Raw genomic sequence first — 23724 nt, forward strand, 5'->3', positions numbered from 1 at the left:
ATTCTCCTTTTCTGCTTATGAAAGTTCTTACGGTTTGTTTCTTGCTAATAAGCTTATTCACGTCCGCTCAGTCCAAAACGCGTGAGCGCCTGAAAAGGGCTCAGGCGGCAACTTCAACGGTTGACATTTTATGGGATACCGCTGGTGTTCCTCACATCTATGGGCAAACGCTGGAAGCCATGTACTACGGCTTCGGGTACGCTCAGATGCAGAACCACGCGAACCTGTTGCTTCAATTGTACGGGCAGGCACGGGGCCGGGCGGCTGAATACTGGGGACCCGCCTATCTGGACTCGGACAAAATCATAACCCTGTTTGGCGTACCTCAGCAGGCGCAGCAGCAATATACCCAGCAGGAAGCAGCCTATAAACCGTGTCTGGACCGCTTCGTCGACGGGCTGAATGCGTATGCCAACGCACATCCGGAAGCTATCGGACCCGAATTTAGTCAGGTACTGCCGATCAAACCGCAGGACGTACTAGCCCATATCAGTCGCGTGCTGGTGCTCGAATTTGTTGGCGGATACGAGGCCGGGGCGGCCCGCGTGATGCTGCCGGGTTCGAATGCCTACGCGATTGCACCCGCCAAATCAGCGTCGAAAAAAGCGATGCTGATGGCAAACCCGCATCTGCCCTGGGAGGGATTCTTTCTGTTCTTCGAAGCGCATCTGAACGGACCCGATTTCATGGCGTATGGGGCTTCGCTGGTCGGTCAGCCGGTGCTCAACATTGCTTTCAATCAGCATCTGGGCTGGACACATACGGTAAACACAATCGACGCGTCTGACCGGTATGCGCTTACGCTACAGGACGATGGCTATAGGCTGGACGGCGTTAAACAAGCGTTCGAGACGAAGGCCGTTACTCTGAAGGTTCGGCAGCCGGACGGTCAGCTTAAACTACAGCCGCTGACGTACCGCTATACCAAACACGGGCCGGTGATGGAAACCAAAGACGGAAAAAGTTATGCCTTTCGGTTTGCGGGATTGACAAATCCGGGCGTGGCCGCCCAGCATCATGCCATGGCCAAAGCCAAAAATCTGGCCGAGTTCGAAGCCGCTCTCCAACGAATGCAACTGCCCATGTTCAACGTCATTTATGCGGACGAAAAGGGTAATGTCATGTATGTCTTCGATGGGAATGTACCCATGCGCAGCGAGGGTGACTGGCGGTTCTGGCAAGGGGCAATCGACGGTTCGGCGGGAAAGTATATCTGGACCAAAACGCACCCGTATCGGGATCTGCCCCGTGTTCTCAATCCTCCATCGGGTTTCGTGCAGAACGCCAATGATGCGCCCTGGAGTTGTACCTATCCGGCTGTGCTAAATCCCGCGGATTTTCCTGGCTATATGTCGCCGGTAGATATGCCCTTACGCTTGCGGCCTCAGCGATCGATCAACTTGATCAAGGATGATGCATCGATCAGTTTTGACGAGTTGGTAGGGTATAAACTGAATACGGGACTAGAAGCGGCCGACCGTTTCCTGGACGATCTGCTGGCTGCCGTTGAACAATCGCCTGACTCGCTGACGCAGCAGGCCGCTTCGGTGCTTAAGGCTTGGGACAAAACGACCAACCCGGATAGCAAAGGGGCCGTTTTGTTCACGGCCTGGTTCGACCGGTTCAATCCGGGTATGGCCGCCGTTGGCTGGGATGCCGCCAGGCCGGTCAGTACTCCCGATGGAATAAAAGATCCACAAAAAGCCGCCGAAACACTGCGTAGCGTGGCCCAGCAGGTACGCGAGCGATATGGTCGGCTGGACGTTGCCTGGGGTGAGGTAAACCGATTTGGTCCAGCCGGAAAGGATTACCCGGCGAATGGAGGCTCTGAGTACTACGGTATTTATCGGACCATTCAATTCGCGCCGGACCCCAAACAGCCACAACTTAACCGGGCGGTTGCCGGTGATACGTACGTAGCCATTACTGAGTTCGGACAGAAACCAAGGGCGCAGGTGTCGTTAAGCTACGGCAATGCGAGTCAGCCCGGCCACAAACACACGGGGGACGGGTGGAAACGCATGTCCGACAAACAGCTCCGGGAGGCTTTACTAGACAAAGCGGCCATTCTGCAACAACTGGAGAAAAAGGAAACGCTACAGCTTGACACAACGCCTACCCATCGCTGAATTAGCTTGCTGCCTTACCGTGAGTTACAAATAACACAGCGCTGATTGTTCGGCGAAGATAACCAGTCAGCGCCTGGGGTACGCCTGGCCATTGACCAACGCACCCCAGGCGCATGAACTGGAACGGTTACTGATTCGGGATCGGTTGACCAGTCGGCGGGTTAGTATCGCTGGTCGTTTCGTTCGTGACCGGGCGTGATAGCGTAAGGCGTTGAATTTTGTAGTTTCGTTGCGATACGTCTACCTCCGGTGTGTGTGGCACAACTACGCCCCCCGCTGGCACGGCACCCGGTATTTGTTGCTTATAGCTGGTCACCGGTCCTGGATTGGTTGGCGGTTTGCTGACCGTTATGCCCGCTTTATTTTCCCACTGGCGGGCCTTGGCTGCTTTGTTAGGGTGCTTGTAATTGTGGGTCGAATAGGTGTGATCGTTCCGTAGTTTCCGGTCATCCTGGGCTGAGGCTTTTACGAATAAAAGACTACTTAAGGCGGCTACTAACAGGTATGTTTTCATGGCTTCTCGTTGGTTATGTCATTGACCAGCTAGCTGTACGTGATTTGGTTAAACGCATCGGCTGGTTGACATGACAAAGGTCGCACCCCCGCGTTAGGCTCGTGTTAGAGCCGGATTAGAACGGCGTTAGAAATGTAGATAGGGCTGCGTCAAGACCCGTTATCCTGGATTCAACGGGTAAAATTGACCCATACGGGCCATCGTCTGGACGGTCCGAATCGGCAAAGTCAACATGAATAGAGGGTGTCAGCCAGGTAGGGAAACCGTAAAGGTTGTGCCCGCTTCTGCCGACGAGTCGACCCGAATCTGACCCTGGTGGAGTTGGATAATGCGCTCGGTGAGGGCAAGACCAAGACCATGACCGGTATGGCCATTGGCGTTACGTCCCCGCAGGAAAGGACTAAAAATAGTGGGTAGTTGATCGGGAGCAATGGGAACTCCAGTGTTGTGGATCGTCACCTGTAGCTCCGTGCCCTGTCTGATCAACTGCATCCAGACCGTATGATCGGGTGAAAATTTCCCGCCATTGTCCAGCAGGTTGAAAAAGGCCGTTCGCAGCAAGGCTTCACTACCCGTTAGTTGCCAGTCGGAAGCGTGTGTGTCGGGCGGGTCGATGCGCAGGTGAATCGTGTAATCCGGTTGAAGTTGCTGGATCTTCGCCTGAATCTGCGTCAGTAAGGCATCCAGTTGAACGGGGCCCATCGGTACCGCCGAGGCATCCATACTCGCCTTAGCCAGCTCAAGTAACCCATTCGTCATTCGATTTAAGCCGCGTACATCATCCAGAACCGAACGAAGAGTGGCCCTCAGTTCGTCCGGCTCGTCCTCCGCCAGCAATGAAACTTCCAGCTGACCCGTAATGGCCGTCAGGGGTGTCCGTAGCTCATGGGAAGCATGCGACACGAACGAACGCTGTAGCTTAAACGCTTCTTCCAGCCGGTTCAGCATCCGGTTGAATCGCCGGGCCAACTGGGTCAGCTCATCGCCCTGAGAACCCTCAGGTAAACGCGAGGAAAGGCTGGTGGCCGTAATGGTATCGATGCGCTGGTTGATTTGGCTAATGGGCTTAAGCATACGTCCCGCAAAAAAACGACCGGCGATCAGCATCAGTCCCGTCATTACACACCAGCCGATACCCAGCAGTTGGGCCAAACTGGCTACGGTACGAACGCCGTACGTATCTACCGCCGAGGCCACAATGATGTAGGGGCGTTGCTGATCAGTAAATAAAATGCCCACGATCTCGCGGGTCGCTTCCCGCCAGACTACTTTCCCCTCGTTGCGGATTCGGGTTAATGTTTCGGGTGTGAGCGCGAGGTAGTCGGTTCCACTCTCATACACGAGCCGGTTTTGCGCATTGTAGATGATCAGCTCCTCGTCGGGCAGGACCGTCAGCTGGTTCCTGTCCATTAACTTATAGAGGTTCAGGCTGATCCGTTCCTGGCCTAACAATAAATGACCTGCTGTGGTCGCTTCGGCCTGCAACCGCGCATGAAACTCGCGCAATCGGTACTGTTCGGCCACTCCGTACAGGAGTCCGCAAAACAGGGCCAGCAGGATGGAGACGATGGCCGTAAACAAAAGGGTCAGTCGAGTGCGCAGGCTCATTTTTCTTTCAGGACGTAGCCCATTCCAATCAGGGTGTGGATGAGTTTGACCGGCGAATCTTTATCGATTTTAGCGCGCAGGTAGCTGATATACACATCGATCACGTTCGTGCCTGTGTCGAAGCCAGTATCCCAGACCTGCTCGGCGATATCCACCCTTGAAACAACCCGTCCCGCGTTACGCATCAGGTATTCCAGGAGCGCGAACTCGCGGGCGGTCAGCTCAATGGTTTGTCCTCTCCGGCGGGCCAGGCGCTGGTGGAGGTTCAGTTCCAGATCGGCCACGTGCAGGGTTTCGGCTGCTTCTTCCGCTGGTGCCGATCGACGCAGCAGTGCCTTCACCCGAGCCAGCAGTTCCATGAAATCAAAGGGCTTGGCCAGATAATCGTCGGCTCCGGCTTCGAAGCCCAGAAGTTTGTCAGCGGTCGTGTCCAGCGCCGTCAGCATCAGGATTGGCAGCCGACTGTGTTGCCCGCGAATGTACTCGGCCAGATCAAGTCCACTCCAATCCGGCAGATTAACGTCCAGAATAATCAGATCGTAGCGCGTGGTATCGAAACGATTTTTACCTTCTTCGCCCGTCAGGGCCACATCGACTGTGTAGGCTTGTGTTTGAAGCCCCTTTTTGATGAACGTTGCCACTTTAGGCTCATCTTCAACCACCAGCAAGTGCGCATTGGGGCCAGGTGTCATAGGGGTAAGACCGGTTCGGGTGCAAAGCCAGATCGAGCCTGCTCCGTGGATGATGGAGTTGCAATGTACGAACCAACACCGAACTCACCACGGTCAATCGAGCAACAGGGTGAACCGGACAACCGCTTTTCCGCCAGAGCAATCAGGCACAGATGCGAACCCGCGCGATACGAATGCCGGGTTGGTTGAAGTGCCGTTGCATTTCGGCGAATACCCAGTCAATGGCTTCGTCAGGGTCGGTAGCGGTAACCGACAGGTCCTCATTTAGCCGGAGGTTGTGATTCGTCTCATCGAGTACATCAAACATAACTCGGATTAGGTGTTTCTTTCTAGCAGCCATACAAATTGGGTACTTGTTGTTTATGGGCTAAAAATACGAGCTATCTGTTATAGTTGTATTATATGTAGCAAAAAAATAGGATGATGTGGCGGTGATTATACGATTAGTCACATAGTGTATCGCTCGAAACTTACGTATCTGAAGCGGCTGGCAAAGCAACAAGCCCGGCTTCAATCGAAATCGGGCTCGCTGTATACCAGAAGAAGTAGTCTCTTTTACAATTCCTTTATTTTCAGACCGCGAAAGTAGATCGGTGCCCCGGCGTGTTTGCCCTGTAAGCCGATGTAGCCATGCAGGGGCAAATCCGCTGCGGGTTTGTTGAGCCAGGCCGGAACGTCGGAACCGTCGGGGTTCTTCGTCGCCGACGTGAATTTCGTCAGATCGATCGTGTTCACTAACTGGTTGTTAAGTACTACATAAACCATTTTGCCCTGGCAAGTTATCGTGCAACGATTCCATTCATCGGGTTTCTTGACGAGCTTTCGGGTCGGAGCCTGGTGCCCGTAAAACGCACCGGATTGCCCGTTGGTAGGCGCTTCCGCCCATTGCTTGGTGTGATCGTCGGCAATCTGGATTTCGACTGAATTGGGAATCCAGTTCGTCGTGTCGCTGCAATGAACGACAATGCCACTGTTGGTGCCTTCGGCTGTTTTGAAGAACAGATCGAGCATAAAATCGTCGTACGGTTTAGCCGTCCAGATCGCTTTATCGGCGGTGGCGGTTAGCTCACCCTCGTCGTAATTCCAGACCCCTTTCGGGTAGTTTGCATCGGAAAGGTCGCGCTCGAAGAGGGGTTTCCAGCCCGCTCCGTTCGTGTTCGGATGGCCGGTCGGTGGGGTTTGGGCAAGAAGAAACGGAGAACAACTCAAAACGAGCAGAAGAATGAAAACAGTCTGGATGCGCATTGCAAAAGAAGGTGAAAAACGGTTAAAGGATTCTTTTGTCAGTCGGTCTGTAGAGCGAGTCGGATATGGGCCAGATGATGCTCGGCGTGCCAGACAATGACCGAGAGTGCCTGAGCCAATGTGAGATCACGCTGCCGACCTGGGTGGTAGTAGGTAATGGCAAGTTGGTCGGGCCGTAGCGTGCCGACCAGAAAGGCAATGCGCTGATGGATACCTTTCAATAGCGTAAGCGAATCGGAGATGGGAGCATATTGTCCTTCGCTGAGTGCCGCCCACGCATTGACATCGGCCATAACACCAGTGGTATTCGGAGCCGTGAGTGCATTCTTCAACCGCATAAAATGCAGCATATGCGTGTCGGCAACGTGGTGAACAAGCTGTTGGATGGTCCAGCTATCGGGCCGGTACTGTCGGGAAAGGTCAACCGCCGAAATGTCGGTCAGGACGAGGGCATAGGCATCGGGCAGCGTTCCGATCTGATCGACAAGCTGACGAATCTCGGCAATGGTATACGCGTCCTGAGATTGCCAAAGGCCAATTGGGTAACGAGTGGAATCGGTGGATTCAGTTGTCATACGTGAAACAAGAAGCGCAGCCCACGGGTGGACTGCGCTGTAAATGTAGTCATTAGGAAGCCACTGCGTAGGCTGAATCGCTCACTGGATCATGCTGGCGAAAGCTTTTCATGATCCAGCCCCCGCCAATTACGTCGTCGCCTTCGTAAAAAACAGCTGCCTGACCCGGTGCAATGGCTGACACGCCCTCGCTGAAGCGCACCTCGATTTTGTCACCGGTTTGCGAAATGATCGCTGGCGTACCCGCATCTTTGTAGCGTACTTTCGTGACGGTTTCGAGCGGGCCAGCAATGTGATCGTATTTTTGCAGATTCAGTTTGCTGACGATCATCGCATCGCGATACAGATCTTTGTCCAGACCCAGTACCACCTCGTTCGTATCTTTCCTGATCTCCGTCACGAACATCGGCTGACCGAATGCCATGCCCAGGCCTTTGCGTTGGCCGATGGTATAAAACGGATAGCCCTGGTGTTTGCCCAGCACTTTGCCCGTTCCTTCCATAACAAAGTTACCACCCGCTACTTCCGCTTCCAGACCGGGAACCCGCCGTTTCAGAAAACCCCGGTAATCGTTGTCCGGCACGAAGCAGATTTCGTAGGATTCGGATTTCGTAACGAGTTCCATAAAACCCCGCTCGGTGGCCATGTCACGAATCTCCGACTTGCGCAGATGCCCAAGTGGTAATTTTGTGCGGCTGAGGCTATCCTGCGATACGCCCCACAGCACATACGACTGGTCCTTGAGCGTATCAACGCCTTTCGAAATAATATGTCGCCCGTTCTCTTCCCGGATATGAGCGTAGTGGCCCGTTGCAATGGACTCGCAGTCAAGGCGGTCGGCCCGGCGAAGCAGCGCATCCCATTTGATGTGGGTGTTACACAGAACGCAGGGGTTTGGCGTGCGTCCTTCGAGGTATTCGCCCGTAAAATGGTTGATCACATAATCACCAAACTCTTCCCGGATGTCGAGAATGTAGTGGGGAAAGCCGAGGTTGACGGCGATGTTACGGGCGTCGTTGATACTATCGAGACTACAGCAGCCCGTTTCTTTCTTGTTACCACCCGACGAGGCATAATCCCATGTTTTCATGGTCATACCAATAACTTCGTAGCCTTCTTCGTGCAGCATGACGGCTGCCAGTGATGAATCGATGCCGCCACTCATGGCGACTAAAATGCGTCCGTGTTTGCTCATAGGAATCTGCCAGGATTCAAAGTCCTGCGATTGGTAATGTTATAACGCCAGAATGACTGGCCGAAAAGTCTGTAAAGATACAGCGTAACATCGTTTTGGCGAAATCCATTCCGATGGCCTCAACAAATCATGATGGAAAGTTGATGCACTTACTTAAACGTCAGATTCTGAACCCGGACCGCATTCAGAATCGCCAGCATCGCCACACCGACATCGGCAAAAACGGCTTCCCACATTGTTGCCAGACCGCCCGCGCCGAGGATAAGTACGATGCCCTTGACGATCAACGACAGGGTGATATTCTGCCAGACGATCCGGCGGGTAGCCCGGCCAATCCCGATGGCCGTAGCAATCTTGGCGGGTGCATCGTTCTGAATAATAACGTCGGCCGTTTCGATGGTAGCATCGGAGCCAAGCCCACCCATCGCAATACCCACGTCTGCCAGCGCAACGACCGGCGCATCGTTCACACCATCGCCAACGAACGCTAGTTTCGCTTTTGGATTACCGGCTAACTCCGCTTTGAGTCGCTCGACCTGGGCCACCTTATCTTCGGGCAGCAGATCGCCATGCCACTCATCTACGCCAACCTGCCGGGCCACGGCTTCGACCACCGCCGACTTATCGCCGGATAACATGACGGTTCGAATACCATCCTGTTTCAGTCGGTTCACGGCCTCCACAGCATCCGGTTTCAGCTCATCGGCAATCGTGAAATAACCGGAAAACTGACCATCGATGGCCGTCAGTATGATCGTATACGGAATCTTCGTCAAGGCTTCATCGAACGATACGCCAAATTTGGTGAGCAACTTAGCATTGCCGGCCAGCATCACTTTTCCGTTCACTCGACCGGTCAACCCATGACCGGGAATCTCCTCGACGCTGTCGACCGAAACCGATTCGAAACCCGATTCGTTGGACTCGCTCTTGGCAAGTCCATGATCGGCATGGATTTGTCCGGCGTATTCAATGAGGGCGGTGGCTACCGGGTGGGTCGATTTGCTTTCCAGGGCGGCTGTCAGTCGCGCTAGTTCGGTGCTGTCGATGCCGACCGCTTTCACATCCTGAACCTTAAACACACCTTTCGTTAGCGTGCCCGTTTTGTCCATGACCACCGTTTTAAGCTGCGTCATCAGATCCAGAAAAACGGAGCCTTTGACCAGAATACCCTGCTGCGATCCTGCTCCAATACCCCCAAAATAACCCAGCGGGATAGAAATGACGAGTGCACAGGGGCACCCGATAACCAGAAAGACCAGCCCCCGGTAGAGCCAATCCTGAAACTGATAATCGGCGACGAAAAAGTAAGGAACGACCGTGACCAGTACTGCTAATCCGCAGATGGCCGGGGTATAAATGGCCGCAAATCGGGCAATGAACTCCTGTGTCTGGGCCTTGCGGCCGGTAGCCTGCTGAACAAGTTTCAGGATGCGGGACAACTTGGAATCCTGATACGGTGTCGTCACGTCTACCTCGACCAACGACTGCCGGTTGATCATACCGGCTAATACCACCTCGCCCTGTTGAATGGTCCGCGGAACGCTTTCCCCCGTCAGGGCTGCGGTGTCGAACGAACCCGTGGCGGAACGCATCGTTCCGTCTAAGCCTACTTTTTCGCCGGGCTTGATCTGTACTACATCGCCCACCGCCACGGTTGCTGCCTGAACGGTTCGGGGTTGGCCATTGCGGATAACCGTCACTTCATCGGGCCGCACGTCCAGCAGGGCTTTGATCGACCGACGCGCCCGCAGCACGGCGGCATCCTGAAATAACTCGCCGATGGTGTAAAACAGCATCACCGCCACGCTTTCCGGATACTCCCGGATGCCGAAAGCACCTACCGTGGCTACGCCCATCAGAAAGAACTCGGTGAACACATCTTTGGCCAATATGCGGCCCCACGCCCGGCGTAATACCGGCCAGCCGACGGGAAGGTAAGCCGCCAGATACCAGATCAACCGGACGGGTTCGCTCCAGAACGAAGTTGTTTTGGCAAACTGATCCAGGGCAATGCCGATGAGTAATAAAACGAGACTGCTGAAGGCCGGAGCATAGGTGCGCCAGGTTTGTTGCGGCCCTTTTTTTGCCGTAGCAGCTGCCGGTGTCGTGCCATCTTCGAGCAAGGCTACATCGTCATGGTTGTGGTCATGGTCGTCCTCGTCGTCGTGGGTATGTGTATGATCGTGTGCCATAAATTGTTAGAATTCAATGAAGAAGTTAAGGACGGCCAGTCCAACCAGCGTCAGACCGGTAATCAGGTTTTCGTGATGCTCGAACCAATGCGGGTCAATCCGGCGCAGACCATGTCGGCCCAGCGTAACCATAATCAGCATTCCCGATAAGGTTACGACGTTGTAGATCAAGGCAACCAGCAGAACGGCCTGCCAGCCTTTAGCCCCGGCGCTGAGAAAATAAGCTTCGATTTCCAGACAGGGCGACAAGAACATGGCCAGTCCCAACGACAGGAGTAACGTGCCAAACGAGCGGGCCTTCCGGGTGACAGTCGCATCGATATGGTCATGGACGTGCCGATGACGCACATGCTGCATCAGATACCAGAGTCCCAGCGCCAGCAAAAGCAGGGGAATGGCCCGTTCGGACAGATCGTGGTAGTTTTCGGCCAGTTGCCAGCCCGCCAGACTCACCAGTAATCCAAGTAGACTAGTGCTGATCGTATGGGCCAGCCCTGCGACCGCCGTCACCGTCATCAACTGTCGGTAGGACCAGCGTTCGGTTTGACCAATGGTTATGAACGGTAGCCAGTGGCTGGGAATCAGGGCGTGCAGCAGACTCAGCGTAAGGCTCCCGGTAATAAGTGCATTCATTGTTGGAGGTGAACCATCGGGTCCGGTTAATGGGCGTGTCCTTCTTCTTCGCCACCAGCGGTCTGAAGCTGCGACAGAACGGCGTAGGCTCCCTTGCTAACAACCTGCGTGGTGGTAAGGTTAATCGACGCGGGCAGGATAATCTGCGAGTAGCCGCCTTCGGTCACGCCCCGACGCACCGGAACCTGCTTGAACGTAGTGCCTGCTTTTGGTTCAGTCTCGCCCGGATGGGGGGCATGGTCAGCATGTTCCGGATGTTGTTCGTGCGGTTTCTCGTCCGTAACGACAAAAATATAATCGTTCCCCCCGGCCGATACGATGGCCTCTTCGGGCAACGCCGTAACCCGGCTGGCACCTACCGCAAGACTTGCTTTCAGGAAGGTATTGGGCAACAGACGAGCGTCGGGTTGGTCAAGCTGAGCCACGACACGCACCGAACGGTCCGGCTCAATCGAGCGGTTAATGAGCGTTATACGACCAAGCCGTTCGCGCCCACCCTCATTGGTCAGGCGGATCGTTACCGGTTGCCCTTCCCGAACCTGCGGCAGATCTTTTTCGAACACCGTCAGTTCAGCGTATAAACCCTGGCTACCGGTGAGACGGGCGATCACATCGCTCCCCTGAACATACTGACCCGCTGTGGCTGAAACGTTGGTCACCACACCCGAAATGGGCGCACTGATGGTGTACAGACTACTGAATTTCCCGGCCAGCGCAGCCTCGGGGGATAAGCCGACCAGGCGCATCCGGTGAGCCAGCCCGGTAAGTCGGGCACGGGTAGCCCCCAACTCTGCCCTGGTTTGCTGAAAGACTTTCAGCGCACTCACATTTTGTTCGCTGAGCTCTTTCTGCCGCGCAAACTCTGCTTCGAGGTAGGTCAGACGGCTGTGGTTTTCGGCGTAATCCTGCTGAAGTTGGATTAGTTCCGGGTTTTCGATACGCGCCAAGACCTGGCCCTTCGATACGCGCTGGCCGGGCAGTAAGGGAATGGTTCGAATAAATCCGCCCAGTAACGCCGAAATGTTGACCTGACTTTGCGCGGGTACGGCCAGTCGTCCGTTGACCAGTAACTGCTGGCTAACATGACGGTACGCGATTTTTCCCAGGCTAACAGCCCCGATCCGAAGCTGATCATCGGTGAGTTCGACAATATCGGCAGGGCCTTCTTCGTGCGCGTGTTCCGTAGAAGCCTCCTGGGTATTAGTTTTCTTGTCGGTTGGCTGTTCCGGCTGACAGGCGAGCAGGCCGTAAATGCTCAGGAACAGGATGAGGCTATAGTGCTTAAATTGACTGGACATGAGAGTGGATGGTTAAGGCAGGCCGAGTACTTGTTCCAGGGCAATGACGGCCTGATTGTACTGATTGATCGTGTCGACATAGCCCGTGCGTGTCTGATAAGACTGGGTCAGCGCCTGCGATAGTTGCAGGTACGCAATTTCCCCGGCGCGAAACGCCCGATTGGCCTGACTGGTCAACAGATTGGCGGTGGGCAGACCGGTTTGTTCGTAATAGGTCAGGCTACTTTGCAGTTTACGAATAGCCTGAACCAAGCTCCGTAACTCACCCTGCAAATTGCGTTGAGCCAGTGTGAGACTGGCTTCGCTGAGTTGCTGACCCAGTTGGGCCGCTTCGACGCGGGCGCGCTGCGGTCGGGTGAACAAGGGCATGGCGATACCGGCAATAACCCCCTGGAAGCGTTTGCCGCCCCCGTAGGTCACTTCCTGATTGTTGACCACATACGTGCCGATCAACGATTGGTTGAAATAGCCGAGCGAAAAAGAGGGTAGGAGTCGAGCCTGTTCAACGCGGGTCTGCTGGGCCGCTACATCAGTTTGTTGCCGAAGCAGGGCCAGTTCGGGCGTTTGCGCCAGCGTTGCCGAATCGGTCAGGGCGGGTAACTCCCGGCGAGTCAAGAGACTGTCGGTAATCCGTAGGGGTTGGTTGGTATTGAGCAGGGTTTGCAACCGGCTTTGTGCGATTTCGCGATCGGCTTCCGTTTGGGCCAGCAGATTCCGTAGTTCGCCGAGTTGATTACTAGCCGTCGCCACTTCAATGCTCGTTCCTTCGCCCGTTTTCAGCCGAAGCTCAGTAGCCGCCCGGAACGCCACCAACAGGCTATCCTGCGACCGTAGGAGTTTACTGCGTTCGCCCAGGTAGAGCAGGTCGTAGTAGGCGGCTTTAACCTGTGCCCTCAACCCGTTCTGCGTGAGCCTCGCCTGCACTTCACTGCTTCGCACGTTGGCATCAGCCAGCTTTCCAAGCTGTTTGATCAATTTAGGGTTGGGCAGACTCTGGGAGATCGTGAAATTATTGTCGAAGCTACTGCCATTGTATTGCCCGCCCGTCCAGGTCAAATTCGTTGCGCCAATATCACGCGCTGACCGCCGACCGGTTTGCTGTACGGCAGTGTTGAGGGCACTGACGCGCGCCGTTCCATTGTTGGCCGTTGCCTGCCGAAGGGCCGCATCGAGCGACAGCGTCCCCGCCGTTAGCTGTGGCACCTGTGCCTGTACCGACGAACCACTACCGCCCAATAGAACGAGCAGCAGTAGCCCACTGGCTAGTTTGCCACTTGCCGCTCCGGTGATGGCTGACTGGTTGGCCTTCAGCGTATCCGTCCCCCCGGCTGTTTGCTCCCACCAATACAGACAAGGCAATACCAGCAGCGTGAGCAGGGTGGCCGAAAGCAGGCCGCCAATCACGACCGTCGCTAATGGACGTTGTACTTCTGCCCCGGCAGTAGTCGCCAACGCCATTGGTAAAAAACCCAGCGATGCGACCAACGCCGTCATCAGTACCGGGCGAAGCCGGGTGGCTGTTCCTCGTAAAATGCGAGCCCGTAAGTCCAGTTCCGTTTCCTTTCGAAGGTGGTTGAATTCGCCGATCAATACGATGCCGTTGAGTACGGCCACGCCGAAGAGCGCAATAAACCCGACCCCCGCCGAGATACTGAAGGGCATACCCCGAAGCCAGAGCGCAACAATACCGCCAATGGCCGAGAGCGGGATGGCCGAAAAGATCAAAAGGCTTTGCCGGATAGAGCCAAACGTAAAAAAGAGCAGGGTGAAAATTAGCCCCAGCGCCACCGGGACCGCCACCATGAGCCGGTCCTTGGCTTCCTCCAGGTTCTGAAACTGGCCGCCATAGGTCAGGTAATAGCCGGGTGGGAGTTTGATTTGTTGATCCAGTTTCTGCTGCAACTCCCGCACAACGCTCTCGACGTCCCGGTCGCGCACGTTGAAGGCTACGGTGATTCGGCGTTGCGCATTTTCGCGCTGAATCTGATTGACGCTCGTTTGAAACGATACGTCAGCAACCTGGCTCAGCGGAATTGTCTGGCCGTCTGCCGACGTTATGAGCAGGTTTTGTACGTCCTCCAGCCGTTGCCGGTTCTGCTGCTGTAGCCGGATCATCAGCGCATAGCGCCGTTCGCCTTCATAAACCAGCCCTGCCGATGCCCCGGCAAAAGCGGTCTGAATGTATCGGTTAGCATCCTCGATCGACACCCCGAAGCGGGCCAGCGCGTCGCGGTCGAACCGGACAACAATCTGTGGCAGACCCGCTACCTGTTCGACGTATAGATCTTTTGCGCCCGGCACCGTCGTGACAACCCGGCCAATGCGGGCGGCATAATCGGCCAGTACGGTCAACTCTTCGCCGTACAGTTTGATGGCCACGTCCTGTTTTACGCCTGAAATCAATTCGCTGAATCGCATCTGAATGGGTTGAAGAAAGCCAAAACTTACACCGGGTATCTGATTTAGTTTATCCTGCATTTTATCGGCTAGTTCCTCCCGACTGCTGGCCGAAGTCCATTCTGGGCGATCTTTCAGAATCACCATCAGATCGGTAGCTTCGATGGGCATTGGATCGGTCGGAATCTCGCCGGTTCCCGTTTTACCGATGACTTCGATGACTTCCGGAAAACTTTCTTTCAGCATACGCCCCGCCTGTAGGGTAGCATCGGTTGATTGGGACAGGGACGAACCCGTCATGACCCGCGTTTCAACGGCAAAGTCGCCTTCGTCCAGTTGCGGAATAAATTCACCGCCCAGGCGCGAGAAAATAAAGAGCGACGCAGCAAACAGGACTATCGAGCCACCGACAACGATGCCTCGGTGGTTGAGCGTCCATCGAATGACGGGGGCGTAGCCGCGCTGAAAAAAGGCCATAATGCGGTCTGAAATCGTGCGTGTTCCTTCCCGTACCGGCTTTTTACTGAGCAGTAGCGACGAGATCATGGGCACGTAGGTCAGCGACAGGATGAACGCACCGGCAATGGCAAACGCAACGGTTTGGGCCATCGGGCGGAACATTTTCCCTTCGATACCGACCAGGGCCAGAATGGGTAAATAAACGATCAGGATGATGATTTCGCCGAAAGCTGCCGACGAGCGAATGCGGCTGGCCGATTCAAAAACTTCGTCATCCATTTCGCTCTGGGAGAGCTGGTGACGGAAACTTTTGAGTGCAATGTGATGCAGCGTTGCTTCCACAATGATCACCGCACCGTCCACGATCAGCCCAAAGTCGATCGCGCCCAAACTCATCAGGTTACCGGATACGCCAAACAGATTCATTAACGACACGGCAAACAGCATCGACAGCGGTATCACCGACGCTACGACCAGCCCCGCCCGCCAGTTGCCCAGCAATAGGACCAGTACAAAAACCACAATCAACGCACCTTCGATCAGGTTGCGCTCGACCGTTCCGATGGCGCGGCTGACGAGTTTGCTGCGATCCAGAAAAGCGTGAATGTCAACGCCTTCGGGCAGCGATTTTTTGATTTGCTCAATGCGCTCCTTCACGTTGCCAATCACATCGGACGAGTTCGCGCCTTTCAGCATCATCACGATCGCGCCTACCACCTCCCCCTCGCCGTTGCGCGTCATGGCTCCGTACCGTACAGCATGCCCCAACTGAACCTGCGCCACATCGCGTACCAGCACCGGAATGCCCGCCGGTGTTCGGTGAATTTGAATCTTGCCAATATCGGCCAACGAACCAATGAGTCCTTCAGAACGGATAAAATAGGCATTGGGCCGGCGGTCGATGTAGGCGCCCCCCGCATTCTGGTTGTTGTGTTGCAAGGCCGTAAACAGCTCATCCATCGTAACGCCCGCGGCCCGGAGTCGTTGCGGATCAACGGCTACTTCATACTGCTTGAGAAAACCGCCGAAACTGCTCACGTCCGCAACGCCTTTGGTGCCCAACAATTGCCGCCGGACAAGCCAGTCCTGAATGGAGCGTAGTTCCATGGCCGAGTAGCGTTTTTCGTAGCCGGGTTTAGCCCGCAAAACATACTGGTAAATTTCGCCAAGACCCGTGGTCACAGGCGATAGTTCGGGGCTACCGGCCTCAACGGGGATTTGGGAGCGCGCCTGCTGCAATCGTTCGAAAACCTGCTGACGGGCCATGTACACGTCGACCTCGTCGGTAAAGACAATGGTAACCACCGACAGACCGAAGCGGGAAATGGAACGAACCTCAACCAGATTGGGCAGGGTTGCCATGGTCTGCTCTATGGGAAAGCTGATAAGCCGCTCCACATCCAGCGCCGACAGGGCCGGGCTTTGCGTGATGACCTGCACCTGATTGTTCGTTATATCGGGTAGTGCATCAATGGGGAGCCGGGTCAGTGAGTAGCTGCCCCAAAGTACCAGCGCGGCCGTTAAGAGGCCAATGATGAGTTTATTCCGTATGGAAAAGTGGATGATGCGATCCAGCATGATTGAATCTGAACGGGTGAATAACAAGAGGATGCTGCGCACGAGCGAATGGCACACCACTCATCGATGGTGTGCTGCCAACTGTAAACGCAAAGGGTGTTCAGACCCGGAGTTTGGGCGGTTGCCAGATGGCCGAAAGCGGATCAGCCCAGTGAAGCGAAACGTACGGGAACGCGACGGCGGCTATCCCGGTGATCTCAACGGAGTGAGCCAGGGCGTACGAAAAATTGGGAGTAATGCTAATCGTGGCCGCGCAGCAGGTACAACTGCAAAACGGGGTACACTGATCGTGATGTTCGTGAGTCGAACCAGACTGCGGAACGGGTGCGTTTGTCAGCACGACATAGTTACCCGGCCCACTGGTAGGTGGGGTATCATCTGCGCAAGGCCACAGCGAAAGACCAAGCAGATAAAACGCCAAGAAAGTTGTCAGCCACTTCACGAACGTAAAAGTACGGTAAAGCTTCGTGCAACAGGTAGTCAAATGCAAGACAAGAGCGCATCTGTTACTCGTAAATGCCAAAAAAAGACGGATTGGCACTTATACAACAACCATTGGCGTTGAGGATAGCCCGATCATCGCTCGTTCTGGATGGGCGAACAGGGTGTCAGGAGCGGATTGTGAACCCGTTTTCGGTTAAAAACTCGTTCAACTCGATCAGCGTCAGAGAGCCTGACAACAGGTCGTTCAGATCCAGGATCTCGTCAAGACAGAACGAAAAGGTTCTGCCTTCCAGATTGGGCGGGCAAAGCTGGGTTGGTTGAGCGGAGTACGTTATCGGCGACCGCTCGATTTTGTCCGCCAGCCGAGCCACTTTACGGGCGAATTGTCGGAGCGTTTCCGTTTCCATCGCTACCTGCATGTCGCCGAAGTAAAGCCGAAACTGGCAGCGGTGTGGGCAGTAGCGAATGGTTCCGTAACAGCTGGAGTAAAGCGTTTCGTTGTTGGGCATTATGTTCCTTAGTTCAATGGGAGGTGGCCCCGAGTCAGCAGATCCATATCCAGGCGCAGGCAGGCCAGGTGCAGGCCCCGCAACAAACGATCCCGCTCAACATCGGTCAGGTCGAGGCCGATGGCCTGAAAACCGGCTTTATTCAGCGTGTCGCGTAAATCAAGCAGGCCAACCCGATAGTGGGCGGCTTGGGGTAGGTTCTCCAGGCGGTTCACGAGTCCGTATAAGTCCGTCAGGTTGAGGGCTATCGCGAGGCCCCGGAAGTACAGTTCAATTTCTCCGCAGCAGCAACATTGCGTCAACAGCAAGCCGGGTTCATCGACCAGTAACCGATGCGAGGGTAGGGAGCCAGCAGTCATAACGTATCCGGTTTTGATTAGTTTGTACGGCTCACGTCCAGAATGCGTTCGGCTTCCAGAACCGGAGCTGCTTCGGTCAATAGCGCACCCAGCTTGTCTACCTCGTCGTGGGCGAAGAGCAGAAAATAGTTCGGCATGGGGGTCGGCAGCAGCAGCTCTTTACCGTGCGAGGTATACACGGGGCGCATGGCCAATCGCTCATGAATTAGCTCCCGGAAGGCATCGAACTGGTTCAGGGACAAACAAAACAGCGAATTCTGGAACGCCACATTGACCGTGCGGCAACCTTCGCAGATACCGACATAGCCGAGTTCACTTTCGGCGAGGGTACGAAATTGATGACAGTGTGCCATAGTTGGAAACGAAGAGTAACAATGACCAGAAGAAAATTCGTTGTTGAATTAAGGCTCCATGACGTTGACCAGTAGGACGTTTCGGGTGATGCGATTGGAACGATCCCTGCGCCAACGTCATGGAGGTATGGCACTCGTTTCCGCGAGCCGGTAGGACGTTGTTAGGCGGCTATGACCTCGTTAACAATGGCCTGCCATTCGTTCATTTCGGGAATGCCGGGCTTCCGTTTACCAAATACCAGCGCGATACTGTTGCCTTGCTGATCGAATAGGTCGAGACCCGTTACAATGCCGTCTTTGGTTGGCTTCCGGGTCACCCAAATGCTGTTGATCTGGTCTTCGCGCAGGTGCATGTTGAACTCAGGGTCCAGCACGTTAAACCAGGGCCCCATGCTGGCCATCTTTTTAACCGGCCCGGTATGAATCTGGATACAGCCGGGGCTGGACGCAAAGATCATGATGGGTAGTTCGCGTTCGGCCGCGGTTTCAAAAATGCGTTTGAGCTGATCGACCGAAATAGACTGCGAGTGGCCTTCCGGGGCCAGCCGGATTCCCTGCTCCCGGTCCAGTTTGTATTTGCGCAACAGGCCGAAAAACTCGTGGGTATCCTGCATCGCTAACCACTCGCTCTGGAAAGCCTGAACATCAACGTCGTCGCCGGCGGGGTCGGCTTCTTTGGCGGGGTAGGGTACCGTAACGATTGGACTTGCCTGGTCGGCAGCGAGGTATTTTTGAACCAGCGCGTCGTAGGCGGCTTCGTCGGATTTGTCGGTCAGGTAGATTTTGTGAACGGCCAGCCCATCCAGATCGAAAAATTGAAGGCTCTTGCGACCATTTTCATCGACGGCGAACCCAAAATGCCAGTGCGACATAAACAGGCGTAAGTCGATGTCCGGCCCAAGTACCAGCCCCGTCTGATCCCTGAACGATACTTTCTCGTAAACCCCCTTGCGTTCGTGAACGATGTTGTCGTTGCGCGTCAGAGCCATCACATGGCCGAGGGTGGGCACGTCTTTCAGCAGGTCGCGGAAGTCGCCGTCCAGTTTCTGAACCGTTTCGCCAATTTGCGTGGCTAGCAGTTCGGCTTCGCTTACGCCCAGTTCTTTAGCGGCATCACGAATACGGGTTTTCGGGTTTTGTTCCTTGAACGCAGACCAGCGCTCGTTGAGACTTTGTGTTGTGATCATGTTATGGTTCGGTTTTATGGTTACTGTTGACTACCCGCTATTTGATTGTATCGGGGAACCACCATGGGGCAGTTCATTTCCGGATGCTCAAGGAGCCACACCTTCAGATTGAATACGCGCTGAATAAGTTCTGCCGTGATAACGTCGCGGGGTGTACCGGCTGCTTCCACCTGACCGGCACGCAGCATAACAATCTGGTCGGCGTACTGCGCTGCCAGATTCAGGTCGTGTAAAATGACAACGGCACAAAAGCCTTTTTGGGTAAACTCGCGGGCCAATTCCAGCATCTGGTGCTGATGGAGCAGGTCAAGACCGGTCGTCGGTTCGTCCAGAAACAGAATCCCCTGCGACACATCCCAGATTTGAGCCAACACGCGCGCCAGTTGTACCCGCTGCTGCTCACCGCCCGACAGCGTGGTAAAAATCCGGGAAGCAAAGTCCCACATGCCCACTTTTTTGAGCGCCAGTTCGGCAATGGTGTAGTCCCGTTCGGCGGGGTGGAAGTCGAAATGCGGGTAGCGACCCATCAAGACCAGCTCACTGACCAGAAACGGAAAGACGACCGCGTTTTGCTGCGGCAGCACCGCCCGAAATAAGGAGAGCTCTTTCTCGGAGTACGAGTCGATGGGGTTGTGCTGAAGCCGGATTTGCCCGTCCGTTGCGGACAGTTCGCGCGTACACAGTTTAAGCAACGTCGATTTCCCGGCTCCGTTCGCGCCAACGATCGCGAGCAGTTCGCCCGGATTCGCGCGGAACGAAACACCATCGAGCAGATTCCGATTCCGGATTCGATACGATAGATTCTTGACTTCTAACATCGTTTCTAGGTTTTAGGCTAAACCGCCCGGCGTTTTTCACGAAACAGAATCCACAAAAAAACGGGCGTACCGACCAATGCCGTGAGAATACCAATCGGTAGCTCGGCGGGTGCCACGAGAGTTCGGGCGAGGGAGTCCGCCAGCGTGAGCACAACCGCACCACCCAGGGCCGATCCCGTCAGGACGCGTCGATGATCAGAACCGGCTCCCATTCGGATGAGATGCGGAACCACTAGGCCCACAAAACCAATAATGCCGGCCACCGCCACGGACGTACCAACGGCCATCGTCGAAAAGATAATGACCTGCCGCTTGATGCTCTTGAGATTGACACCCAGCATGTTTGCCTGGCTTTCGCCGAGGGCCAGTAAATTCAGCGATTTGGCCAGACGCGGTATGCCAATCAGCGCAATGACGGTAAAGGGTAAGATCGCCAGCACGGATGTCCAGCTGGCGCCACCCAGACTGCCCAGACTCCAGAAGGTAATGTTGCGGAGCTGCTCATCCGTAGCCATGTACGTCATGATACCCGTCAACGCTCCGGAGAGCGCATTGATGGCGATGCCGGTCAGCAACATGGTCGTCATGAGGGCTTTACCCCCCAACTTCGACACGCGGTAGACTATAAACGCGGTGGTGCAAGCCCCCGCAAACGCAACGACCGATAGTGCGTACAGGCCCAACAACCCGGTGAGTTGCTTAAAGAAAGCGGCCTCCAGCACGATCATCATCACCGCGGCCAGCGACGCCCCCGACGAAATACCGATCAGTCCCGGATCGGCGAGAGGGTTTCGGAACAGGCCCTGGATCGCGGCCCCTGAAATGGCCAGTCCTGCGCCAATGAGCACCGCCAGACACACCCTGGGTAACCGGATTGCCAGCAGAATGGCTTCTTTCGACCCATCGACCTCAACCGAATTACCGAAGGCTTTGCTGCCAATGAGCCAGATCTCATACGGCGTAATGCGCATAGCACCGACACTGACCGACAGGACAATCGTTATCAGCAGGCTAATGACCAGTGACGGCATCAACCACGGATTGACGGTTGTTCGGAGCACCGATCGCTGAGCCGGACGTACGGTCGATGGCGGATTGATGGTTGCGGTGGGTATATCCATTCGCGTTACGCTTTGGGTTTCTGATTCATTTTTTGAGCCAGCTCCTGCAAGGCTTTTCCCAGCCGAGGGGAGAAGCCGCTTAGCAGGTGACCATCCATATCGATGATCCGGCCGTATTTACCCGCATTGGTTTGCGCCACGCCCTGGACCTTCAACAAACCACCAGGACCCCCCAGACTTTCGAGGCCACTGTCGAACAGTAAAATTACGTCGGGGTTGGCCGCTACCAGCGACTCCGCCGTCAGGGGTTTGTAGTTCTCAAAATCAGGGGTAGCGTTGACGCCCCCGGCCAGCTCGATCATTTTGTCGACCTGCGTACCCCGGCCCGATACCATCATCGTGCCGGTTCCCCGGGCGTAGATGAACAGCACCTTCGGGCTATTCGTCGCTTTTTTGACCAGCGCCAGATCAGCGTCTAGTTTTTTGATCAGTGGCTTCGCTTTCGAACCAACCTGACACGTTGTCGCCACGTCCTGGATCAGCTTTTTCGCACCAGCGATGCTGTATTCCTGCTGAAACGTAATGACGTTGATACCCGCCGATTTGATCTGCTCAATTACTTCGGATTTCGTACCGGCATTCTGAGTCGTCAGCACCAGCGTTGGCTTCAGCGAGATAACACCTTCGGCGGAGATGGTCCGGTTATGACCGACTTTCGGTAGTTTTTTCAGCGATTCGGGATAGGTACTCGTCACATCGACACCGATCAGGTGTGATTGCAGCCCCAGATCGCAAAGAATCTCGCTGACGGTTCCATCGAGTGAAACGATGCGAACCGGCTCCTCCTTAGGCGATCTGGCGGCATCGGCGGACTGATTATTTCCCAAGAAAACCAGAAGCAGGCACGTGAGCCACGTGGTAAAAACGAATGATTGTTTCATAGCGATTGTGGTTTGATAAAGTCAGGCAGGCCATTTGCGCAAACGACCTGTCTGTCGAGAGCCTGAGTTAGTTGGCTTGTTTAACCAGCTTGTAGTCGAATTTCGGATTGCCCCGTACTCCGCCATCGTTGGAGATGAAGCTGATGAATTTAAGTTTGTAGACGTTGCCCGCAGCATCCTTCACCACGTAGAACCGATCGGTTTTCACCCCAACGGTTCCGGTGGTTGCCCGCCAGTTTGAGCCAATCACTGAGCGATCAGCTTTGAAGGTTGTCGTGGCAATGTTGCTCTCCGCATACGCATCGTACGTAACCGTGCTGGTCATGACTTCGGCAGCCGTTACACCCGCCAGGAAGTTGATGTAAACCTGATCCGAGAAGTAATACGGAATGTTGTTGGTGCCGTCACTGGTGATGTAGATACCACCGGTCCACTCAATGTCCCAGCGGGCTTTGGCCGGCTCAACGGTTACAGCAGCACCGGTATCAAACGATACGTAGCTGAAATTATAGGCCGCGTCTTTCGTGATCGACACGGTCTTGAACGTCGTTTCCTTGATACCGGCATACTGAAGCGTATAACCCGTTGTACCATTGCGTAATACCCTGATTTTTATCCAACCTTTGGCGGGTGTTGATCCACCCGTACCCCGGTTAACAATGTACACTTTGTTGTTCGCGTCGGTAGCTGAAATCGATGGGATCACTGTTTTCGTCAGATCACCCGATACATCATCTATTAATTTTAACCCTGCCGGATCGAAATTACTGGTGCTCAGCACAAGACCAACGGTATCGGCGGCCGTCACTTGGTTTAAATCATTCTTCGCCAGAGCGATGGCTGCGGCACCCGTCATGTTGTTAAGAATAACCCGGAAATCTGTGCCCGATGAGAAGCCTAAATCCCAGCTTGCCCGCTTCACCGAGCTTTGCGCGTTGTTACTCAAATCGACAAAGACCGCATTGACGGCGCTGGAACCACCCGTTCCACCGTCCAGCGTCAGGTTGGTACCCGACGAAATGATGGACGTAAATTTAACGGTAAGCTGTTTTGTCGTTCCAACCAGTACCGGACTTGCCGCCGACGTAATGGCCAGGGCAACCGTTTCGGTTCCACTCAGGAAGATGTTATCGGCTTTCGTCAGTTTAAAGGAGGTTTCGCTGCTTCCGGCAGGAACTGTTAGTGACAGTGTGTTGCCGGTTAAGGCTGGCGTCGTTGTGAACTGCGTTCCCGCTGCGATACCGGTAGGCGTGACCTGAACGGTAACGGGGGTAGCCGCATCGACGGCACGGGATAATTTCAACTTGATGGTGGCTTCTTTGGTAGCGGCATCCAGTCCCTGTTCAGCACTCTCGAACTGGATCAGATTGTCGGGTAGCGGTGGCTCACTTTCTTTACAGGCATTCAGGGTACTTACGGCCAGCACGAGCATAAAAACAAGGGCTCTTTTCATAGTAGTATAAATGGTTGGAGGACTAAATTTTATTGGTTGCGTTGTTAATCAGGTAGTTAAGATAAAATGTGGGTAGTGCCG

General features: G+C 54.9%; 21 protein-coding genes. 1 reads left to right on the forward strand and 20 read right to left on the reverse strand.

The window, feature by feature from the left end; all coding sequences use genetic code 11:
- Positions 1-17: 17 nt before the first annotated feature.
- Complete coding sequence (locus GK091_RS11355; RefSeq protein ID WP_164037537.1) at positions 18-2129, forward strand: acylase; 2112 nt, start codon at positions 18-20, stop codon at positions 2127-2129.
- A 127-nt stretch (positions 2130-2256) separates the two neighbouring features.
- On the opposite strand, the gene GK091_RS11360 is transcribed toward GK091_RS11355, so the two are convergent.
- The 20 genes from GK091_RS11360 to GK091_RS11455 form a co-directional block, all read right to left on the reverse strand.
- Complete coding sequence (locus GK091_RS11360; protein WP_164037540.1) at positions 2257-2643, reverse strand: hypothetical protein; 387 nt, start codon at positions 2641-2643, stop codon at positions 2257-2259.
- A gap of 246 nt (positions 2644-2889) precedes the next feature.
- Positions 2890-4251, reverse strand: a complete 1362-nt coding sequence (locus tag GK091_RS11365) for a sensor histidine kinase (RefSeq protein WP_164037542.1) — start codon at positions 4249-4251, stop codon at positions 2890-2892.
- Positions 4248-4943, reverse strand: a complete 696-nt coding sequence (locus GK091_RS11370) for a response regulator transcription factor (RefSeq protein ID WP_164037544.1) — start codon at positions 4941-4943, stop codon at positions 4248-4250. The genes GK091_RS11365 and GK091_RS11370 overlap by 4 nt, the downstream gene beginning before the upstream one ends.
- 142 nt (positions 4944-5085) lie before the next feature.
- Positions 5086-5250 carry a hypothetical protein gene (locus GK091_RS11375; protein ID WP_246202207.1) on the reverse strand — a complete coding sequence of 55 codons (165 nt, stop codon included), beginning with the start codon at positions 5248-5250 and terminating at the stop codon, positions 5086-5088.
- Positions 5251-5498: 248 nt separating this feature from the next.
- The gene (locus GK091_RS11380) at positions 5499-6188 is read right to left on the reverse strand and encodes a 3-keto-disaccharide hydrolase (RefSeq protein WP_164037555.1); all 690 of its coding nucleotides are present in this window, start codon (positions 6186-6188) and stop codon (positions 5499-5501) included.
- Positions 6189-6226: 38 nt separating this feature from the next.
- Complete coding sequence (locus tag GK091_RS11385) at positions 6227-6763, reverse strand: DinB family protein (RefSeq protein WP_164037558.1); 537 nt, start codon at positions 6761-6763, stop codon at positions 6227-6229.
- A gap of 52 nt (positions 6764-6815) precedes the next feature.
- Complete coding sequence (mnmA, locus tag GK091_RS11390; RefSeq protein WP_164037561.1) at positions 6816-7958, reverse strand: tRNA 2-thiouridine(34) synthase MnmA; 1143 nt, start codon at positions 7956-7958, stop codon at positions 6816-6818.
- A 149-nt stretch (positions 7959-8107) separates the two neighbouring features.
- Positions 8108-10153 carry a heavy metal translocating P-type ATPase gene (locus GK091_RS11395; RefSeq protein WP_164037564.1) on the reverse strand — a complete coding sequence of 682 codons (2046 nt, stop codon included), beginning with the start codon at positions 10151-10153 and terminating at the stop codon, positions 8108-8110.
- A gap of 6 nt (positions 10154-10159) precedes the next feature.
- On the reverse strand, positions 10160-10786 hold the full coding sequence (locus tag GK091_RS11400; protein WP_164037566.1) for a hypothetical protein: 627 nt from the start codon (positions 10784-10786) through the stop codon (positions 10160-10162).
- A 26-nt stretch (positions 10787-10812) separates the two neighbouring features.
- On the reverse strand, positions 10813-12084 hold the full coding sequence (locus tag GK091_RS11405; protein WP_164037570.1) for an efflux RND transporter periplasmic adaptor subunit: 1272 nt from the start codon (positions 12082-12084) through the stop codon (positions 10813-10815).
- 12 nt (positions 12085-12096) lie between these two features.
- Complete coding sequence (locus tag GK091_RS11410; RefSeq protein ID WP_164037576.1) at positions 12097-16518, reverse strand: CusA/CzcA family heavy metal efflux RND transporter; 4422 nt, start codon at positions 16516-16518, stop codon at positions 12097-12099.
- A 100-nt stretch (positions 16519-16618) separates the two neighbouring features.
- The gene (locus GK091_RS11415; RefSeq protein WP_164037579.1) at positions 16619-16960 is read right to left on the reverse strand and encodes a DUF6660 family protein; all 342 of its coding nucleotides are present in this window, start codon (positions 16958-16960) and stop codon (positions 16619-16621) included.
- A gap of 166 nt (positions 16961-17126) precedes the next feature.
- Complete coding sequence (locus GK091_RS11420; protein ID WP_164037582.1) at positions 17127-17471, reverse strand: hypothetical protein; 345 nt, start codon at positions 17469-17471, stop codon at positions 17127-17129.
- Between the two features lie 8 nt (positions 17472-17479).
- Positions 17480-17830, reverse strand: a complete 351-nt coding sequence (locus GK091_RS11425; protein WP_164037585.1) for a hypothetical protein — start codon at positions 17828-17830, stop codon at positions 17480-17482.
- A 17-nt stretch (positions 17831-17847) separates the two neighbouring features.
- Positions 17848-18183 carry a DUF6686 family protein gene (locus GK091_RS11430; protein WP_164037587.1) on the reverse strand — a complete coding sequence of 112 codons (336 nt, stop codon included), beginning with the start codon at positions 18181-18183 and terminating at the stop codon, positions 17848-17850.
- A 161-nt stretch (positions 18184-18344) separates the two neighbouring features.
- On the reverse strand, positions 18345-19370 hold the full coding sequence (locus GK091_RS11435) for a hemin-degrading factor (RefSeq protein WP_164037590.1): 1026 nt from the start codon (positions 19368-19370) through the stop codon (positions 18345-18347).
- A gap of 20 nt (positions 19371-19390) precedes the next feature.
- Entirely contained in the window at positions 19391-20188 is a 798-nt protein-coding gene (locus tag GK091_RS11440; RefSeq protein WP_164037593.1) for a heme ABC transporter ATP-binding protein, read from the reverse strand.
- Between the two features lie 17 nt (positions 20189-20205).
- On the reverse strand, positions 20206-21309 hold the full coding sequence (locus GK091_RS11445) for a FecCD family ABC transporter permease (protein ID WP_164037596.1): 1104 nt from the start codon (positions 21307-21309) through the stop codon (positions 20206-20208).
- A 5-nt stretch (positions 21310-21314) separates the two neighbouring features.
- Positions 21315-22190, reverse strand: coding sequence for a heme/hemin ABC transporter substrate-binding protein (locus tag GK091_RS11450; protein ID WP_164037599.1), 876 nt, complete (start codon positions 22188-22190; stop codon positions 21315-21317).
- Between the two features lie 67 nt (positions 22191-22257).
- Entirely contained in the window at positions 22258-23643 is a 1386-nt protein-coding gene (locus tag GK091_RS11455; protein WP_164037602.1) for an HmuY family protein, read from the reverse strand.
- Positions 23644-23724: the final 81 nt, after the last annotated feature.

The organism is Spirosoma agri (assembly GCF_010747415.1).
GTDB classification, from domain to species: domain Bacteria; phylum Bacteroidota; class Bacteroidia; order Cytophagales; family Spirosomataceae; genus Spirosoma; species Spirosoma agri.

What these genes read in the sequence shown, in the direction of transcription:
- GK091_RS11355 (WP_164037537.1), top strand. Translation starts at nt 18, where the DNA reads ATGAAAGTTCTTACGGTTTGTTTCTTGCTAATAAGCTTATTCACGTCC.
- GK091_RS11360 (WP_164037540.1), bottom strand. Translation starts at nt 2,643, where the DNA reads ATGAAAACATACCTGTTAGTAGCCGCCTTAAGTAGTCTTTTATTCGTA.
- GK091_RS11365 (WP_164037542.1), bottom strand. Translation starts at nt 4,251, where the DNA reads ATGAGCCTGCGCACTCGACTGACCCTTTTGTTTACGGCCATCGTCTCC.
- GK091_RS11370 (WP_164037544.1), bottom strand. Translation starts at nt 4,943, where the DNA reads ATGACACCTGGCCCCAATGCGCACTTGCTGGTGGTTGAAGATGAGCCT.
- GK091_RS11375 (WP_246202207.1), bottom strand. Translation starts at nt 5,250, where the DNA reads ATGTTTGATGTACTCGATGAGACGAATCACAACCTCCGGCTAAATGAG.
- GK091_RS11380 (WP_164037555.1), bottom strand. Translation starts at nt 6,188, where the DNA reads ATGCGCATCCAGACTGTTTTCATTCTTCTGCTCGTTTTGAGTTGTTCT.
- GK091_RS11385 (WP_164037558.1), bottom strand. Translation starts at nt 6,763, where the DNA reads ATGACAACTGAATCCACCGATTCCACTCGTTACCCAATTGGCCTTTGG.
- mnmA (WP_164037561.1), bottom strand. Translation starts at nt 7,958, where the DNA reads ATGAGCAAACACGGACGCATTTTAGTCGCCATGAGTGGCGGCATCGAT.
- GK091_RS11395 (WP_164037564.1), bottom strand. Translation starts at nt 10,153, where the DNA reads ATGGCACACGATCATACACATACCCACGACGACGAGGACGACCATGAC.
- GK091_RS11400 (WP_164037566.1), bottom strand. Translation starts at nt 10,786, where the DNA reads ATGAATGCACTTATTACCGGGAGCCTTACGCTGAGTCTGCTGCACGCC.
- GK091_RS11405 (WP_164037570.1), bottom strand. Translation starts at nt 12,084, where the DNA reads ATGTCCAGTCAATTTAAGCACTATAGCCTCATCCTGTTCCTGAGCATT.
- GK091_RS11410 (WP_164037576.1), bottom strand. Translation starts at nt 16,518, where the DNA reads ATGCTGGATCGCATCATCCACTTTTCCATACGGAATAAACTCATCATT.
- GK091_RS11420 (WP_164037582.1), bottom strand. Translation starts at nt 17,471, where the DNA reads ATGCCCAACAACGAAACGCTTTACTCCAGCTGTTACGGAACCATTCGC.
- GK091_RS11425 (WP_164037585.1), bottom strand. Translation starts at nt 17,830, where the DNA reads ATGACTGCTGGCTCCCTACCCTCGCATCGGTTACTGGTCGATGAACCC.
- GK091_RS11430 (WP_164037587.1), bottom strand. Translation starts at nt 18,183, where the DNA reads ATGGCACACTGTCATCAATTTCGTACCCTCGCCGAAAGTGAACTCGGC.
- GK091_RS11435 (WP_164037590.1), bottom strand. Translation starts at nt 19,370, where the DNA reads ATGATCACAACACAAAGTCTCAACGAGCGCTGGTCTGCGTTCAAGGAA.
- GK091_RS11440 (WP_164037593.1), bottom strand. Translation starts at nt 20,188, where the DNA reads ATGTTAGAAGTCAAGAATCTATCGTATCGAATCCGGAATCGGAATCTG.
- GK091_RS11445 (WP_164037596.1), bottom strand. Translation starts at nt 21,309, where the DNA reads ATGGATATACCCACCGCAACCATCAATCCGCCATCGACCGTACGTCCG.
- GK091_RS11450 (WP_164037599.1), bottom strand. Translation starts at nt 22,190, where the DNA reads ATGAAACAATCATTCGTTTTTACCACGTGGCTCACGTGCCTGCTTCTG.
- GK091_RS11455 (WP_164037602.1), bottom strand. Translation starts at nt 23,643, where the DNA reads ATGAAAAGAGCCCTTGTTTTTATGCTCGTGCTGGCCGTAAGTACCCTG.